Here is a 15,566-nt window from a genome sequence, read left to right on the forward strand (position 1 = left end):
GGGGAGAGGCGGCGTTTGTCATAGAATCGCCCGTTTTCAAGAAAACCAGCATTCGTAAGTGTCGCACTTTAAATTAAAACCGGTGGCCTTCCTGTTAAAACGGCCAGCCGGGGCCATTCTCGCGTCGCTAAGCGCGTTTTGCCTGGCCGCGCCGGCCTGGTCCAAGCTGCCGGCGGAGTTGCCGTCTCCCAATCAGCAACTGATTCTGCAACAAGAGCGCGAGCGGGCCTTGCAAGAGCAGGCGCAGCCGGCGGCGCCCGACGTGCGTCTGCCGCGCCAGGCCGATGCGCAGGCGGACTATCCGGCCAGCGAAGCGCCGTGCTTCGCCATCCATGAACTGCGCTTGGCCGGGGAACTGGCCGAGCGTTTCCGCTGGGCGCTGGCCGCCGCCGACGCCCCCGGCCGTTGCCTAGGCGCGCAAGGGGTCAACCTGGCGATGAAGCGGGTGCAGAACGCCCTGATCGCACAGGGCTACGTCACCACCCGGGTGCTGGTCAAGCCGCAGGATCTGAAACCGGGCGTGCTGACCCTGACGCTGGTTCCCGGCCGCATCCACGCCATCCGCTTCGCCGATCCGATGTCATGGCGCGCGCGCTGGTCCAACGCCTTGCCGGCGCGTCCGGGCGACGTGCTCAACCTGCGCGACATCGAACAGGCGCTGGAAAACTTCAAACGAGTGCCGACGGCGGACGCCGACATCCAGATCGAGCCGGCCGGGGCAGACGGCGAAAGCGATCTGGTGATCGCCTGGAAAGAGGCCTTGCCCATCCGGCTGTCCTTGAGCCTGGACGACGGCGGCAGCGACGCCACCGGCCGTTATCAGGGCAGCGCCACGCTGTCGCTGGACAATCTACTCACCGTCAACGACCTGTTCTATTACAGCCAGGGCAAGGACCTGTTCCAGCACGACCCGTTGGGCTCGAAAAGCCGTTCGCTGCATTACTCGCTGCCCCTGGGTTACTGGCAGCTGGGCTTGAGCCTCAACGATTACCGTTACCACCAGACCATCGCCGGCGCCAACGAAAAATATCTGTACCGCGGCGACAGCGAGAACAGCCAGCTCAGTCTGTCGCGGGTGGTGTATCGCAGCCAGGCGCACAAGACCACGCTCAGCCTGCGAGCCTACCAGCGCAAATCGCGCAACTTCGTCGAAGACACGGAAATCCGCCTGCAGCACCGGCAGACCGCAGGCTGGGAACTGGGACTGAACCAGCGTTCTTATCTGGGCGACGCCACGCTGGACGCCGGTCTCAACTGGCGGCGCGGCACCGGCATGCTGGGCGCCTTGCCCGCGCCGGAAGAAGAAACCGGCAACGGAAGCTCCCGGCCCAGCATCGTGACCGCGGACCTGAGCTACAACCAGCCGCTGCAAATCGGCGCGCAAAAGCTGCGGCTCAACAGCCAATGGCGAGGCCAGTGGAGCAAGGGCGCGCTGGCGCCGCAAGACCGGTTCGCCATTGGCGGCCGTTACACCGTGCGCGGTTTCGACGGCGACCTGAGCCTGTCCAGCGAGCGCGGCTGGCTGTGGCGCAACGAGCTGTCCTGGGCGATGGGTCCCAGCGGCCAGGAACTGTATCTGGCGCTGGACCTGGGCCGCGTCAGCGGCGCCGCCAGCGCGCAGTTGATAGGCCGGCAACTGGCCGGCGGCGCGGTCGGCATGCGCGGCAGCCTGTTCAAGCGCCTGTCCTACGACATGTTCACCGGCTGGCCCATCCAGAAACCCGCCGGTTTCCAGACCGGCGCCGCGTCGGGCTTCAGTCTGAACCTGCAATTTTGATTTTTGAATTTGGGGCCGGCGGCAACGCCTCGCGTTGGCGGCCTCGCTCTTGTCGAGAGTTTTGGCCATGAACCGTCTTTGTTACCGTCTGATTTTCAACCGCGCGCGGGGCCTGATCATGGCCGTCGCCGAGATCGTCAAGCCGCTGGGCGCGGGCGGCGGCCGTTCCGCCGCGCCGGCGGCGGCAAGCCGGCGCTTGGCCGTGACCTTGCGCGGCATCGTCTGGGCAAGCTGGTGCGCGTTCGCAGGCGGCGCGTTGGCCGCTGGCATCGTGGCGGACCCGAACGCGCCGGCGGCGCAGCGTCCCGGCGTGATCGGCACCGCCAACGGCCTGCCGCAGGTGAACATCCAGGCGCCCAGCGCCGCCGGGGTGTCCCGCAATCAGTACAGCCAGTTCGACGTCGACAAAGGCGGGGCCATTCTCAACAACAGCGCCACCAGCGTGCAAACCCAGCTGGGCGGCTGGATACAGGGCAATCCCAATCTCAGTCCCGGCGCGCCGGCGCGGGTGATCCTCAACGAGGTCAACAGCGCCAACCCCAGCCAGCTGCGCGGCTTCCTGGAAGTGGCCGGCGGCCGCGCGCAGGTCATCGTGGCCAACCCTTCCGGCATTCTCTGCGACGGCTGCGGCACCATCAACGCCGGGCGCATGACCTTGACCACCGGACGCCCTGAGCTGAATCCGGACGGCAGCCTGGCCGGCTACCGGGTGGAAAGCGGCGCCATCCGCATTGAAGGCGCCGGCATGCAGGCCGGCAGCACCGAATACGCGGATCTGATGGCGCGCGCGGTGGAAGTGCAGGCCGGCATCTGGGCGCAAAATCTGCGCGTCAGCGCCGGCCGCAACCGCGTCAGCGCGGACCATCAAAACGTCCAGGCCTTGGCGGCGGACGGCGCCGGCCGGCCCGGCTTCGCCATCGACGTGGCGCAACTGGGCGGCATGTACGCCGGCAAAATCCGCCTGTTGGCCACCGAAGCCGGCGTAGGCGTGCGCAGCAGCGGGCAGCTGAGCGGCGACGAGCAGCTGCGGCTGGACAGCGCCGGCCAGCTGACCCTGAGCGGCCGCCAGAACGGCGGCGACATCCAGTACCACGCCGCCGGCGACATCGAACACGGCGGCGCCAGCTACAGCCGCGGCAAGTTGGCCTTGGACGGCGACGCCGCCTTGCGCCAGAGCGGCACCATGGCGGCGGCCGGCGAAGTAAGGGTCAAGGCGCGCAGCATCGCCGCCAGCGGCGACTTCGCCGCCGGCAGCGACGACAAGGGGCAAGTGGGCGCGGCAGGCGCGCTGAGCCTGAAGGCCGGCGACAGCCTGCAGCTGAGCGGCCACGCGCTGGCCGGCTCCAGCCTGGAACTGGACGCGGCGACAATCAAGGCCGCCGACGCCAAACTGCGCGCCAAGGACAGCGCCACCTTGAAAGCGGCGGACGGGTTGGGGCTCAGCCGCGCCAGCTTGAACACCGGCCGGCTGATCGTCCAGGCCGGCGGGCAGATCGACAGCGACGCGGCCACGCTGCAAGCGGGCCAATGGCAGGCTAGCGCCGCCGCGCTCAACAACCTGGGCGGCGTTTGGGAACAGATAGGCCAGGGCAGCGGCGACTTCCGCATCGGCCAACTGCTGGACAACCGCGGCGGCCGCATCGAGGCCGACAGCCTGGCGCTGAGTCTTGGCCAGATGGACAACGGCGGCGGCAAACTGCTGGCCCTGGGCGGCACGGCGCAAGAATGGACCGTGCGCGGCGGCTTCAACAATCAGGGGGGCCTGACGGGGAGCAATGGGGACCTGAGTCTGAACGTCGGCAGCCTGGACAATGCCGGCGGCACTCTGAAAAGCGCCGCCGCCTTAACGCTGGAGACGGGCGGAGCGTTTGACAACCGCGGCGGCGCATTGCTGGCGGACGCCGCCTTGAAGCTGGAAGCGGCGCAACTGGACAATGGCCAGGCCGGGCGGATAGACGGCGGCGGACCGCTGACGATCAAGGCGACGGGCAAGCTGAGCAATCAGGCCGGCTCCATCCACGGCGGCGCGGCCGTCGGCCTGCAAGCGGGCGAGATTGACAACGCCGGCGGCAAGGTGGAGAGCGAAGGCGCGTTGACGTTGCGCTCCGACGGCGCGCTGGACAACGGCGCGGGCAAGCTGCTGAGCAACCAGGATCAGGAGATCGAGACCGCGAGCCTCAACAACGACGGCGGCGAAATCAGCAGCCGACAAGCGCTGACGCTGCGAGCCGGCGCCTTGGCAAACCGGGGCGGGGGCATCGTCAGCCTGGGCGACGGCGACTTCCAACTGGCTGCGCTGGACAATAGCGGCGGCAAGCTGCAAAGCGGCGGCGCGCTGGCTGTGCGAACCCAGGGGGATATCGCCAACCGGGAAGGGCGCATCAGCGCCCAGCGCGCGATGCGCTTGGACGCCGGCGCGCTGAACAATCGGCAAGGCACGCTGGCGGGCGGCGAACGCATCACTGTGAACGCCGGCCAGATGGACAATCAAGGCGGCGCGGCGGCCAGCCAGCAAGGTTTGACGCTGACCCTGGGCGCGCTCAACAACCAGGGCGGTCAGATCCAGACCTTGGGCGACCTGACGCTGGACGCCAGCGGCCTGCTGGACAATCAGGACGGCAAGCTGGTGGCTGACCAAGGCCAGCGCTTGCGCGCAGGGGAACTGGACAACCGGCGCGGCAAGATCAGCAGCGGCCAGAGCCTGAAAGTGGACAGCGGCCTGCTGAGCAACCAGCAAGGCAAGTTGCTCAGCGGCGGAGACGCAAACTACCAGCTGGCGCGGTTGCATAACGCGGAAGGCGAACTGCAGAGCGGCGGCGCGGCGAGGCTGACCGTCAGCGATGCGCTGGACAACAAGCAAGGCAAGATCGTGGCGGACCAGGGCCTTGCGCTGCAGGCCGCCGCCGTGGACAACACCGGCGGCTTGCTCAACAGCCGAGGCGCGCTGGCGCTCAAGGCCGGCGAACTGAGCAACCGCTACGGCAGCCTGCTGAGCCTGGGAGACGTCAGCCTGGGGCTGGCCAGTTTCGACAACCAATACGGCCAGATCCAAACCACCGGCGCGCTGGAGGCGGAACTGAGCGGCCAGATCGACAACCGTCAGGGCAAGCTGATCTCCAATCGCAATCAGAAGTTGAGCGCCAGCCGGCTCCACAACGAGGGCGGCGCGGTGAACAGCGGCCAGGCGCTGAGCCTGACCGCCGGGCAACTGGGCAACCAGGGCGGCAAGATGGTGGGACAAAGCGGCCTCAGCCTGGATTTGCAGCAGGACTACGTCTTCCGCGACGGAGAGACGCTGGCCAGCCAGGGGGCTCTGAGTTTCCGCACCAGCGGCAGCCTGCGCAACGAAAGCCAGTGGGCCAGCGCCGGCAACGTCAGCCTGCAAGCGGCCAGTTTCAGCAACGCCGCGGGCGCCAAGCTGGCCGCCAGCGGCCGCCTGGACATCAATAGCGCCGGCCTGGCGGTCAACCAGGGCCGGCTGGACGCGGAACAACTGACGCTGAGCGCCGGGGGGCTGGACAACAGCGGCATGATCAGCGGCCGCGACGTCACGGTGAACGGCGGCGTCATCGACAACCACGGCGGCCAGGCGGTGCTGGCCGCCACCCGCAGCCTCAGCCTTAACGCCGGCGCCCGCCTGAGCAACCGCGACAGCGGCTACATCTACAGCGGCGGCGCCCTGAGCCTGAGCAGCGGAGATTTGATCGAAAACATCTCCACCACGATAGAGGCCGAAGGCGACGTTGCCATCAGCGCCGCCCGGTTCAACAACCAGCGCACCCACGTGGACATCAAGCGCGAGGCCGAGAGCGAAAAATACAGCTGGTACAAATACAACTACTACTTTGATGTGTTCGAGCGCGTGGGCGGCTGGGATTGGTCCGCGGTGACCAAGTCCTTGCCGGTCAACGACGCGGAAGCGGCCAAGACGCGATACGGCACCATTCTGCAAGTGAACGAAGCGAAGAAGCAGGCCCTGGTCCGCTTCCAGGGCACACAGGAACGCTGGGTCAATTACAACGCCATCAAGAAGAACGACAGCGGCGGCTACGACATGACCTTCTACCAAGGTTACAGCTGCTTCCAGGGCGCCGCCTGTCCCTATGAGCACACGGTATGGCGAGAGGTCTGGTCCGGCAGCAACGAACAATGGAACCCGGCCGTCCACCTCAACCCGCTGGAACTGGATTTTGTCGATCCCGGCAACAAGTTCAACTTGCGCAACCGTTCCGCCAGCGGCACCAAGACCCGCGACAAGCTGATCTCCGTCGGCGAAGTGGCCAGCCTGAGCGCCGGCGGCAATATGACGGTGAGCGTCAGCGGGCAATTGCTGAACGACGCCAGCCGCATCGCCGCCAACGGCGCCGTCACCATCAACGGAGCGGACAATGGCGGAGGCGACGCGCGCGTGATCAACCGCGGCTACTCCGTCAACGAGCGCACCCAGGAAACCGGCACGGACCACTACGACCGCAATACGCGGCACTGGTATCCCACATACACCCAGGACAAAACGGTGGCGCTGCAGACCATAGACGCCACCATCGCCGGCCACCAGGGCGTCAGCGTGCGCGCGCCCAGCATAGAAAACGTCACCGTCAATCCGGCCCAGGTCAGCGTGGCCGAGGCGGCCAAGGCCGCCGCGGAAGCGGAGCAGGCGCGCTGGGACAAGCAAGACGTGGCAGCGGCCGCGGGCTCCGCCGCGGCCGGCGCGAAAGCCGGTCCGCTCAAGGGCAGCGCCGCTCAGCCCGGCTTGCTGGACCGCCTGCCCAACAACCAGCTGTTCCAGCAAAACCCCAGCCCCACGGCCTCCTATCTGATCGAAACCGATAGTCGCTTCACCCAGTACAACAACTTCATCAGCAGCGACTACATGCTGAAGCAGTTGAACTACGATCCGGTGGGCGCGCACAAGCGCCTGGGCGACGGCTATTACGAGCAAAAGCTGGTGCGCGACCAGATCTTGGCGCTGACCGGCCGTCCATCGCTGCGCGGAGAGGACGCCACCGAACAATTCAAGACGCTGATGAACCAGGGCGTCAACGTGGCCAAGGACTTCCGGCTGACCACCGGTGTGGCGCTGACCCCGGCGCAAATCGCCGCTTTGCAGCAAGACATCGTCTGGATGGTCAGCGAAACCGTCAACACCGCCAACGGCCCGCAAACCGTCTTGGTGCCCACCGTCTATCTGGCGCACAACACCGTGAGCCTCAGCGGCGACGGCGCGGTGATCGCCGGCAAAGACCTCAGCCTGTCCGCCGCCAGCCTGAGCAATAGCGGCAAGCTGCAGGCGGACCAAAGCCTGGTGGCCAAGGCGGAGGTTCTGAGCAATACCGGAGGCCTGATCCAGGCCGACACCGTCAAGCTGTTGGCGGACAGCCTGAGGCTGGACACCGATCTGCAAAACGCCGGCCGGCAGGCCGCCGTCAGCGGGCGGGACGTCAGCCTGAGCGGCGCGGACATCGTTTTGAAGGGCGCCAAGGTGGACGCCTCGGAACAACTGACGCTCAGCGCCAGCAACAACTTGACCTTGGGCACCGCGCGCAGTCGCAAGGAAGGCAGCGTAGATCTGATCGCCGGCAGCATGGGCAACCGCGACGCCACGTTGGGCGCCGACGTGGGCGGCAGCGGCGTCGCCACCGTCAGCGGCGTGTGGGAAACCGCGCAGGGCAGCAGCCTGCAATCCGGCGGCAAGCTCAACCTGAGCGCGGGCAAGGATCTGACATTGACCGGCTCCAGCGCCCAGGCCAAGGGTCAGCTCAATGTCAGCGCCGGCAACAAGCTTACGGTGCAGGCGGACAAAACCACCAACAACACCAAGCTCACCGCCGATAGCGCCAGCTCCCGGGTGGAGGCGCGCTATCAGGCCGATACGCTGATTGCCAGCCAGCTCAGCGGCGGAGCCGGCGTGGTCGCCGTGGCCGGCCAGGAACTGAGCGTGCAAGGCAGCCGCGTCGCCAGCGACCAGGGTCAGGTGCTGTTGTCCGGCACGCAAGTGGACATCGGCGCGACGGAGCGCCATGTGGAAATCGACGACTACGAAAACAATCACATCGGCCAGACCCGCAGCCAACGCCAGCAAGCCATTCGCGACACGCAAGCGCAGGGCAGCCAAATCAGCGGCCAGCAAGGCGTCACCATCCAGGCGCGCAAGACGGACCTCACCGTGCAGGGCAGCGAACTGGCCAGCGACAACGGCGACCTCAAGCTCAGCGCCGCGCGCGATATCCGCGTGGGCGCGGTGGAAGAAAGCCACAGCTTCCAGGAGCAAGCCGCCAGCACTCGCAAAAATCTGGCCAACAGCAAGCAAAGCCTCAGCCAGACCGATGAACGGCAAACGCAGGCCAAGGGCAGCAGCTTGTCCGGCGAAAGCATCAGCCTGCAAGCCGGACAGGACCTGACCGTGGCCGGCAGCAGCGTGGCCGCCACTCATGACGTGGACCTGAGCGCCCGCCGCGACGTCAACGTCACCACAGCGGAAAACCTCCAGTACCAGCAGCACGACGAAAGCGTTAAACGATCCGGCCTGCTGGGCAGCGGCGGCATCGGCTTCACCATCGGCAGCCAGAAACAGCGCGATCAGGTGGGCGAAACCAGCGTCAGCCAAACCAATAGCACGGTGGGCAGCGTGCTGGGCAAGGTCAATATCGACGCCGGCCGCAATGCGCTGATCAAGGGCTCCGACCTGGTTGCCGGCGGCGACATCGACGTGCAAGCGCAGAACATTCGCGTGGAAGACGTGGCCAACCACTATCAGCGCGACGAGAAGCACGAAGCCAGCAAGAGCGGCCTCACCGTGGCCTTGTCCGGCGTGGTGGGCGCCGCCGCCAACACCGCCGTGCAGCAGGCGCAGGACAGCAAAAAAGCCAGCGGCCGCCTGGCTGCGCTGCAAGGCGTTCAGGCCGGTCTGTCAGGCTACCAGGCTTATCAAGCCTACCAGCAGGAAGCGATGAAACCGGCGGCGGAACAAAGCTTTGTCGGCATCAGCTTGTCCGTGGGCAACCAGCAAAGCCAATCCCACAGCCAGCGCCAGCAAAGCCAGAGCCAGGGCAGCCAGCTCACCGCCGGCGGCAATCTCAGCCTGACCGCCACCGGCAGCGGCGCCAAAGACGCCCAAGGCCAGGTGCTGGACGGCGACATCAGCGTTACCGGCGGCCGTCTCAAGGCCGGCAAGGACCTGACGCTGGACGCCGCGCGGGATCTGCAGTTGCAAGCTGGCCGCAATGAAGACTCTCAGAGCGGCGGCAACAAGAGCAGCGGCTGGAATGCAGGCCTCAGCATAGGTGTCAGCAATGGCAGTGCCGGCATCTCCATCTTCGCCAACGCCAACAAGGGCAGGGGCAAGGAAGAAGGCCAGGGCAGCCGCTGGAACGAAACCGTGCTTAGCGCCGGCGACACTCTGAACCTGCAAAGCGGCCGCGACGCGAGCCTGACCGGCGCCAGCGCCAGCGGCAAGACCGTGGTGGCGGACATAGGCCGCAACCTGACGCTGCAGAGTCTGCAAGATCAGGACCGTTACCACAGCGAGCAGAGCAACGCTTCCGCCGGCGCCAGCTTCACCTTCGGCAGCATGAGCGGCAGCGCCTCCATCAGCATCAGCCGTCAAAAGGCCAATAGCGACTTTGTCAGCGTGCAGGAGCAAACCGGCCTCTACGCCGGCCAGGGCGGTTTCGACGTCAAGGTGGGCCTCCACACCCAGCTGGACGGCGCGGTGATCGCCAGCACCGCCAAGGCGGACAAAAACACGCTGGACACCGGCACCCTGGGCTTCAGCAATCAGCACAACCAGGCGGATTTCAAGGTGGAGAGCCAAAGCTTCGGCATCAGCAGCGGCGGCAACATCACCGACTCGCTGAAAGGCACGCTGATGAGCCAGGGCGCCAGCAGCGTGCTGGGTGGAGGCAACAGCAGCGGCCACACCGAATCCACCACCTACGCCGCGGTCAGCGAAGGTGCGATCAAGGTCCGCGACCAGGACAAGCAGCAACAGGATCTGAAAGACCTGAGTCGTGACGCCGAACACGCCGCCAACGGCCTGAGCCCGATCTTCGACAAGGAGAAGGAGCTCAACCGCCTGCAGGAAGCCCAGCTGATCGGCCAGATCGGCGCGCAAGCCACCCAGATCGTCGCCACTGAGATGATGATGGAGGAAAACGAGAAGGTACGGCGCAACCCAGAGTACGCGAAGAGCGAAAAGTACAAGGCGCTACAGGATAAATGGGGTGCCAACAGTGACTTCCAGCGTGCCGCCCAAGCCGCCACCGCCGCGCTGCAAGGCCTGGCCGGCGGCAATGTGCAAGCCGCCATCAGCGGCGCCGCCGCGCCTTACCTGGCCGGCGTGGTCAAGAAAATGACCGACGGCAACAAAGAAGCCAATGTGATGGCGCACGCCTTGCTGGGCGCGGCGCTGGCGCAGATGAAGGGAGAGAGCGCGGCAGCGGGGGCTGCGGGCGGCGCAACGGCTCCCGTCGTGGCAGAATTACTGTTAACTCAGCTATATCCTGGGAAAAAAGTCGAGGATCTCAACGAGTCCCAGAAACAGACCATTTCCGCGCTGACGACGATGGCGGGTAGTTTGGCTGGCTCGTTGGCTGGCGGTGATAGTGCTGGAGCGCTGGCAGGGGCACAGACGGCCAAGAATGAAGTAGAGAATAATACACTAAGGCCCAAAGAAATTGATGCTTTGGGAAGAAAGCTTGCAACTCAGTGTGGAGGAAAATCAGGTGCAGCTAAGTCATTGTGTGAAAATGATTTAATTAAGGTTGCGGTTCAAGAAAGTGATCGGCGAAACAACTTCAGCCCAGAGTACCAAAAGGCGTTCAATACCGCATTGAATAATGCAATGTCTAGTGTATCCTCAATTTGCAAGGCAGATAGTCAGTGTGTTACTGAGGTTGCAAACAGCTTGCAGTTGGCAAGATTGACGTGTAGTACAGTTGAATGCGCCAATGACATGGCGGGAGGCGCAATACGTAACGCAGCCATGCGTTATGGTGGGGTTCTGGATGTTGTTAAACTTGCGGTTGGTGATTTTGGTTGGTTGATAGGGTTGAAGGGGCCTAAGGCAATCGCTTCCGATGGGGAAAGTTCTGGGAGCTTGGCGACAGATGTGGCCGGTAGCTTGCAAACAGAAACAAATTCAATGTCAAGGGCTGGGTCGCGTATAGTTATAGATCAGCGATATGTGTCAAACATTGGCAATGTGGCATGTGGCCCAACTTCTTGTACAATGATATTAAATGACACGGGGAAATGGGTTAATATCACGCAAATTGCAAAAGATGCGAATCTAATTCCTGGTATAGGTACAGATGTGATTGGCTTAACTGGTGCATTGCAAAAAAATGGGTTGCCTTCAGCAAAGTGGGCAGTGGGACAGTCTGTTAATGATATTGCAGCAGGAACGTCTAGAGGTAATGCAGTAATAGCAAGGGTTTCGCTTGACTCCGGCGGTGGACATTTTGTTGTAGTGGATGGGGTGACTTCTAGGCAGGGTCAGCGAGTGGTTGCAATCAGAGATCCTGGTACGGGGACGCAATATTTCACTCCCGTTATTGATTTTGTGAAAAAATTTACAGGCCAAGTGGTTTACACACATTGATGGTTAGATGAATGGAAAATTTTATTCTGAGTAGTGGCTTTGATAAAGATGTTGAGATTGATTGCTGTTTTGCTATGGTCTCAGGGGTTGGGTACTTGGTAGAGAGTAAGGAAGACGCGTTCTCTATGAAAAATGCCATAAAAATCCAGCATCCCGATCTTGAGAAAATACTTTTCTCCTTGGTTCCTGCCCTCGGCGGGAGTGAGTTCAGCTATTTGTGTGATGCAAGCATAATTGGTACTCTGCGGAAAAGTGAGGATGTAAAATTCCAAGGAGAGATTGTTGATATTAAAAAATTTAATTTAATTGTTAGTGGTCTGCATTTTGAGATTTTTTAAATTTAACGAATTGTTGTGGGCGTAAAGGCCGTCCTGCTGGGGGGTATATTGGGCGAAAACTAATGTAACCCTGAGCTGGACTCATGTTGGTTTGGTTGTTTTTCAACCAAGATCGCCCTTGATGAATAAAGCTTCCGGAAGCAAAGAGTGTTACACCATTCGGAAAGTAGAACAGGAGGCGGAGCAAACCGCTTCGGGTTTACGCAGAAATGAATTTTCTATTTGATAGGGTGATGGGTGGCAACATATTCTTTTCTTGATGAAATGAAAATTGATTTTCTAGAAATTATTAACGAAAAATCTTCTAGTGCTGTTGATGTTGATGATTTGTCGATTGACTATAGGGCATCACTAGAAAATTTGCTATTGAAGTATATGGCACTTTGCCAGTCTAGAGCTGCCCTGCTTTCTCGTGCAAAAAGTGTTAACGATGAATTGGCAATGCAATCGGCGTTGCTAAGGCTAAGGAGTTACGCAATGGGCTTGTCAAGTTTGTTTGATGCAATTGCTGATGATGCGGAAGCCATACTTAAAATGGGGGAGTGGCCGGAGCTGCCTGAAGGGTATGTGCTGCCAGATTGCTATGGTAATTTGGGGAATGATTAGTCACTAGGGTTGTTGTGCTCGTTTTAATGAGCTTGGACAATAGCTGCTTCGCCTGTAGCAGGGGCTTGTGACAGGGGGGGGTGTAGCTCTATCTCAAATTGAGCAGCAGAAACAAGGGTACTTGGAGCAGGCTGTGAGGTGACTGCTTGTCGTGAAAGCATGCTGATGAGAGGTGGAATGCAAGTATGCTGCAGAATGAATAGGGTTGATTGAGTGATCTCTTGGAATCTCTGAGATGAGCGATGATTTGTTAGTACAAATAGCTAGTCTGCCGGATCGAAATAATGTTGTTTTTGAAATATTTCAGAATGATAGGTAGTTGGCAGAGATTTATTGTGAGCCCGAGGGTGAGAGGGCTAGAGTTCAAATTTTTCCACTAAAGGATGGGGTGATTGATTTGGATCTCGCTGGTTTTGTTTCCACCTTAATGAATGTGAAAAATAATTTGGAGAATGGTTGGACTTCATTTTATTGAGATGCAATGACGCTTTTGGTATTTTGAATGAAAATAAAGCGACGGGCATCCTGCTGTTGCGTCATGTAAATATTAATATTGACCTTGATAGGATGTTGTCATTTGCCATTCAAGCAAAGCGGAAAATCTTGGCTAAGGTACTTGAAGATTGACAAATCCTGACATTTTTTCAGGTGTTTGGGATTTCTACGGAACGTTTGTCTAGAGTGTGATAGAGGTTGGTTTGGTTGCATGGTGCAAAGCTGACGGCGTTGCGAGTGTGGTACGGCCTATACTCTATTGACAAGGATGAACAAATGGAATTCCAAGCAAATTCTAGCTTTTTGAGAACGACATTTCGATTTGTGAGCGCGGATGGGCGATCTCTGAATTTAGGTAGCGTGTTGGTGTATTCGGTTGAAAAAGAATGGACTTTTTTGCCTGAAGGCGTGGGCCCCAGCCAGAATCCAGGGATAGGCAATCTTGCCATCCCCAGCCGACAGTTTGGCAGTTCCTCCAATTGCATTGTTACATTGGACATTGATCCGGTTATTGTGAACAATGTACCTTATGCGTCTGATGGGGCTAGCTTGATTTTTGGCATTGATGGCAGCAATGCTCATATCAATATTCATAAAGATGGCAGCATGGGCGTTGCCGGCATATATGGCGCTACGCCTGATATTGTGAAGTGGGAGTATGAAATTAATAAAGTGGGCGGGGAGTCTACTTTTTACTGCAAGAGCAAACGATAAGGCAGGTGCTGGTATCGTATGATCCAGTAAGGCTTATCGGAAAATACAATGTAAAAAACCCGCGGAAGCGGGTTTTTTACATTGCAGCCATTCATACTCAAAAACGGCTGAGCTTGGTGCGCCTTTTTAAAACGAGTAAATCAGCCCCACGCCCAGCGAACGGATTTCAGCGTCGTAGAAGCTGATGTCGGCGTTGGATTTGCCGTAGGCGGCGCTGACGAAGGCGGACAGCGCTTTCTCGCCGAACAGCTGATGGCGCAGGTAGTTGAGGTCGACGGCGTAGGCGTTGCTGTCGGCTTTTTTATTGCCGAACAGTGGGTTGCCCTGGTCGAAGCGCTGTTTGCGGAATTGCAGGCCGGCGCTGAAGGTGTTGAGATCGCTGCTGTAGGCGTAGTCCAGGCTTAGGCCGTAGCTTTTGTTGCTCATCGCGCCGCCGTCCAGCTTGTCTTTGCCCCAGCTCAAACCGGGGGTCAGCGTTTGATTGGGGGCGAACGCCCATTCATAGCCCGCTTTCAACAAGGTGGCGTCGCCGTTGCGGTTCAGCGTGGCGCGGTCCGCCGCGCTGAGGCCGGCCACGCTCTGGCCGCTGCGCTCGTCGTCTATCTTGATGTTGCGCTGGGTCAGCTGGGCCTTGAAGCCGGTGCCCATGATGTTTTCCCAGCCCAGCAACAGGCCGGTGGATTTGCGCTTGGTGCCGTCGCGGTCCACGCCCACGGCGTAGGGGTCGGTCCAGGTGTTTTTGCTGAGGCCGCCGTAGAGCAGGCCGGCGGAGACGATGCCGTTGTTGCCCACTTGCTGGCGCACGCCCAGTTCCAGGGTGTCGTCCATGCCCAGCGGGTCGTGGATCTGGCTGTCGAACACGATCTGGGTGCGGCTGGCGGCGAAGGTGTAGCTGAGGTCCAGCACCGGCAACGCGAAGGAGTCGTTATGGGATTCCGGCGCGCTGTTCAGGCTGTTGGTTCTTTGATTTTTATCCCCCTTGAAAAGGTTGGATTTGACGCGGTTGCCGCCCACGCCCAGGCCGATGCTGCCGGAGAAGCCGTTTTCCGCCGGTATCGGGTCCGCCACTGCGAGTTGAGCCGCCAGCAAGGCGGACAAGCCCACGCATATAGTGCGCATATTCATCATCCTCAAAATAAAAGAGCTGCCTTTGGTTTTGGCCGCCGCCGCGTCGCGCGGCGTCGGCTTATGCAAAATGAATTGTTTGTCCATGTTAAGCCGGCGGCTGGCGGATTTGTCGCTCGCCGCGAAAATTTAGCCTGAGATGGCTTTGTTTTAGCTGCGGCTTGTTGCGGAATTGTCATTGTCATGGCGATTGCCTCCATGGGGAGCGGGACTATTGCAGTGCGAACTGGCGCAGCAGAATCGGCCGGCATTGTTTTTGTGCACATCTTAAGTTTTCGGTGGTGTTTGACGCAAGATCTGCTGCAGCGAAGCCTCATAGGTGTTGAGCCGGTCGATGTAGTCGAACACGTCCAGCGGCGCGATGCTCTGCGTCAGCACTTGCTCTACCAGATGAAAGAAGCCGGCCCAGCACGCGCTGGCCGCGCCGGGGGCGCTGAAGTCGACGTCTTCGGCAATGCGCGCCAGCAGAAAACGGTCCGCGCTGCCTGGGTTGTCCTGCAGGAAGACGAGGTAGTGGCCGGCGTATTCCCGTCCCAGCAGATAGGCTTGGCGGCGATCGGCAAGCGGCGGCACGTGCCAGCAGTGCGCCCTGGCTTGACCGGGGGGCAGGGCGGCGAAGGGCAAGGCCTGGTAGGGCAGAGGCCGAGGGTCGGGATGGTAGCGACGACGAGGAGGTTTTTGCGTGTATGTCATGTGCAGGTTCCTTTCTGGGTAAACCCTGCGCTCCCGTTTGCAATCGGGAAGGCAGGCGCATGACAGGGATTGCAAAACCGGGAAAAGACAACCGGCAGGCCATAGGCCTCCCCACCATGGCCCGCCGTTTAAGGCATAGCGATGGCGTGTCTTTTCCTGAGACGGGTTTGCAATCCCGGTGCCTGTAATCTCAAGCACGGCCGCATTATTGCCGGCC

The 15,566-nt window shown here is 60.8% G+C and carries 8 protein-coding genes; 6 read left to right on the plus strand and 2 right to left on the minus strand.

What is annotated here, in order from left to right; all coding sequences use genetic code 11:
- Nucleotides 1–58 precede the first annotated feature (58 nt).
- The 6 genes from VK98_RS17185 to VK98_RS23855 all read left to right on the plus strand — a co-directional run bounded on the left by VK98_RS17185 (nt 59) and on the right by VK98_RS23855 (nt 13,531).
- Complete coding sequence (locus tag VK98_RS17185) at nt 59–1,777, plus strand: ShlB/FhaC/HecB family hemolysin secretion/activation protein (RefSeq protein WP_197083080.1); 1,719 nt, start codon at nt 59–61, stop codon at nt 1,775–1,777.
- Nucleotides 1,778–1,844: 67 nt separating this feature from the next.
- Complete coding sequence (locus VK98_RS17190) at nt 1,845–11,378, plus strand: hemagglutinin repeat-containing protein (RefSeq protein ID WP_053077451.1); 9,534 nt, start codon at nt 1,845–1,847, stop codon at nt 11,376–11,378.
- An 11-nt stretch (nt 11,379–11,389) separates the two neighbouring features.
- Nucleotides 11,390–11,716, plus strand: coding sequence for a hypothetical protein (locus VK98_RS17195; protein ID WP_156187924.1), 327 nt, complete (start codon nt 11,390–11,392; stop codon nt 11,714–11,716).
- A gap of 237 nt (nt 11,717–11,953) precedes the next feature.
- Complete coding sequence (locus VK98_RS23470) at nt 11,954–12,322, plus strand: hypothetical protein (RefSeq protein ID WP_197083081.1); 369 nt, start codon at nt 11,954–11,956, stop codon at nt 12,320–12,322.
- Nucleotides 12,323–12,778: 456 nt separating this feature from the next.
- Nucleotides 12,779–12,949 carry a hypothetical protein gene (locus VK98_RS23850; protein ID WP_156187925.1) on the plus strand — a complete coding sequence of 57 codons (171 nt, stop codon included), beginning with the start codon at nt 12,779–12,781 and terminating at the stop codon, nt 12,947–12,949.
- 144 nt (nt 12,950–13,093) lie between these two features.
- Nucleotides 13,094–13,531, plus strand: a complete 438-nt coding sequence (locus VK98_RS23855; protein ID WP_156187926.1) for a hypothetical protein — start codon at nt 13,094–13,096, stop codon at nt 13,529–13,531.
- A 126-nt stretch (nt 13,532–13,657) separates the two neighbouring features.
- Here VK98_RS23855 and VK98_RS17200 read toward each other — a convergent pair whose 3' ends face one another.
- Together VK98_RS17200 and VK98_RS17205 are read right to left on the minus strand one after the other, a co-directional pair.
- A complete protein-coding gene (locus VK98_RS17200) occupies nt 13,658–14,650 on the minus strand; it encodes a DUF2860 family protein (protein ID WP_197083082.1) in 993 nt (330 codons plus the stop codon).
- A 273-nt stretch (nt 14,651–14,923) separates the two neighbouring features.
- Entirely contained in the window at nt 14,924–15,349 is a 426-nt protein-coding gene (locus tag VK98_RS17205) for a hypothetical protein (RefSeq protein WP_156187927.1), read from the minus strand.
- Nucleotides 15,350–15,566 lie beyond the last annotated feature (217 nt).

The sequence above is a fragment of the Chromobacterium sp. LK11 genome, assembly GCF_001043705.1.
GTDB lineage: Bacteria > Pseudomonadota > Gammaproteobacteria > Burkholderiales > Chromobacteriaceae > Chromobacterium > Chromobacterium alkanivorans.

Bases quoted from the DNA above. Each gene is read 5' to 3' on its own strand.
- VK98_RS17190 (WP_053077451.1), top strand. From the start codon at position 1,845: ATGAACCGTCTTTGTTACCGTCTGATTTTCAACCGCGCGCGGGGCCTG.
- VK98_RS17195 (WP_156187924.1), top strand. From the start codon at position 11,390: ATGGAAAATTTTATTCTGAGTAGTGGCTTTGATAAAGATGTTGAGATT.
- VK98_RS23855 (WP_156187926.1), top strand. From the start codon at position 13,094: ATGGAATTCCAAGCAAATTCTAGCTTTTTGAGAACGACATTTCGATTT.
- VK98_RS17200 (WP_197083082.1), bottom strand. From the start codon at position 14,650: ATGCGCACTATATGCGTGGGCTTGTCCGCCTTGCTGGCGGCTCAACTC.
- VK98_RS17205 (WP_156187927.1), bottom strand. From the start codon at position 15,349: ATGACATACACGCAAAAACCTCCTCGTCGTCGCTACCATCCCGACCCT.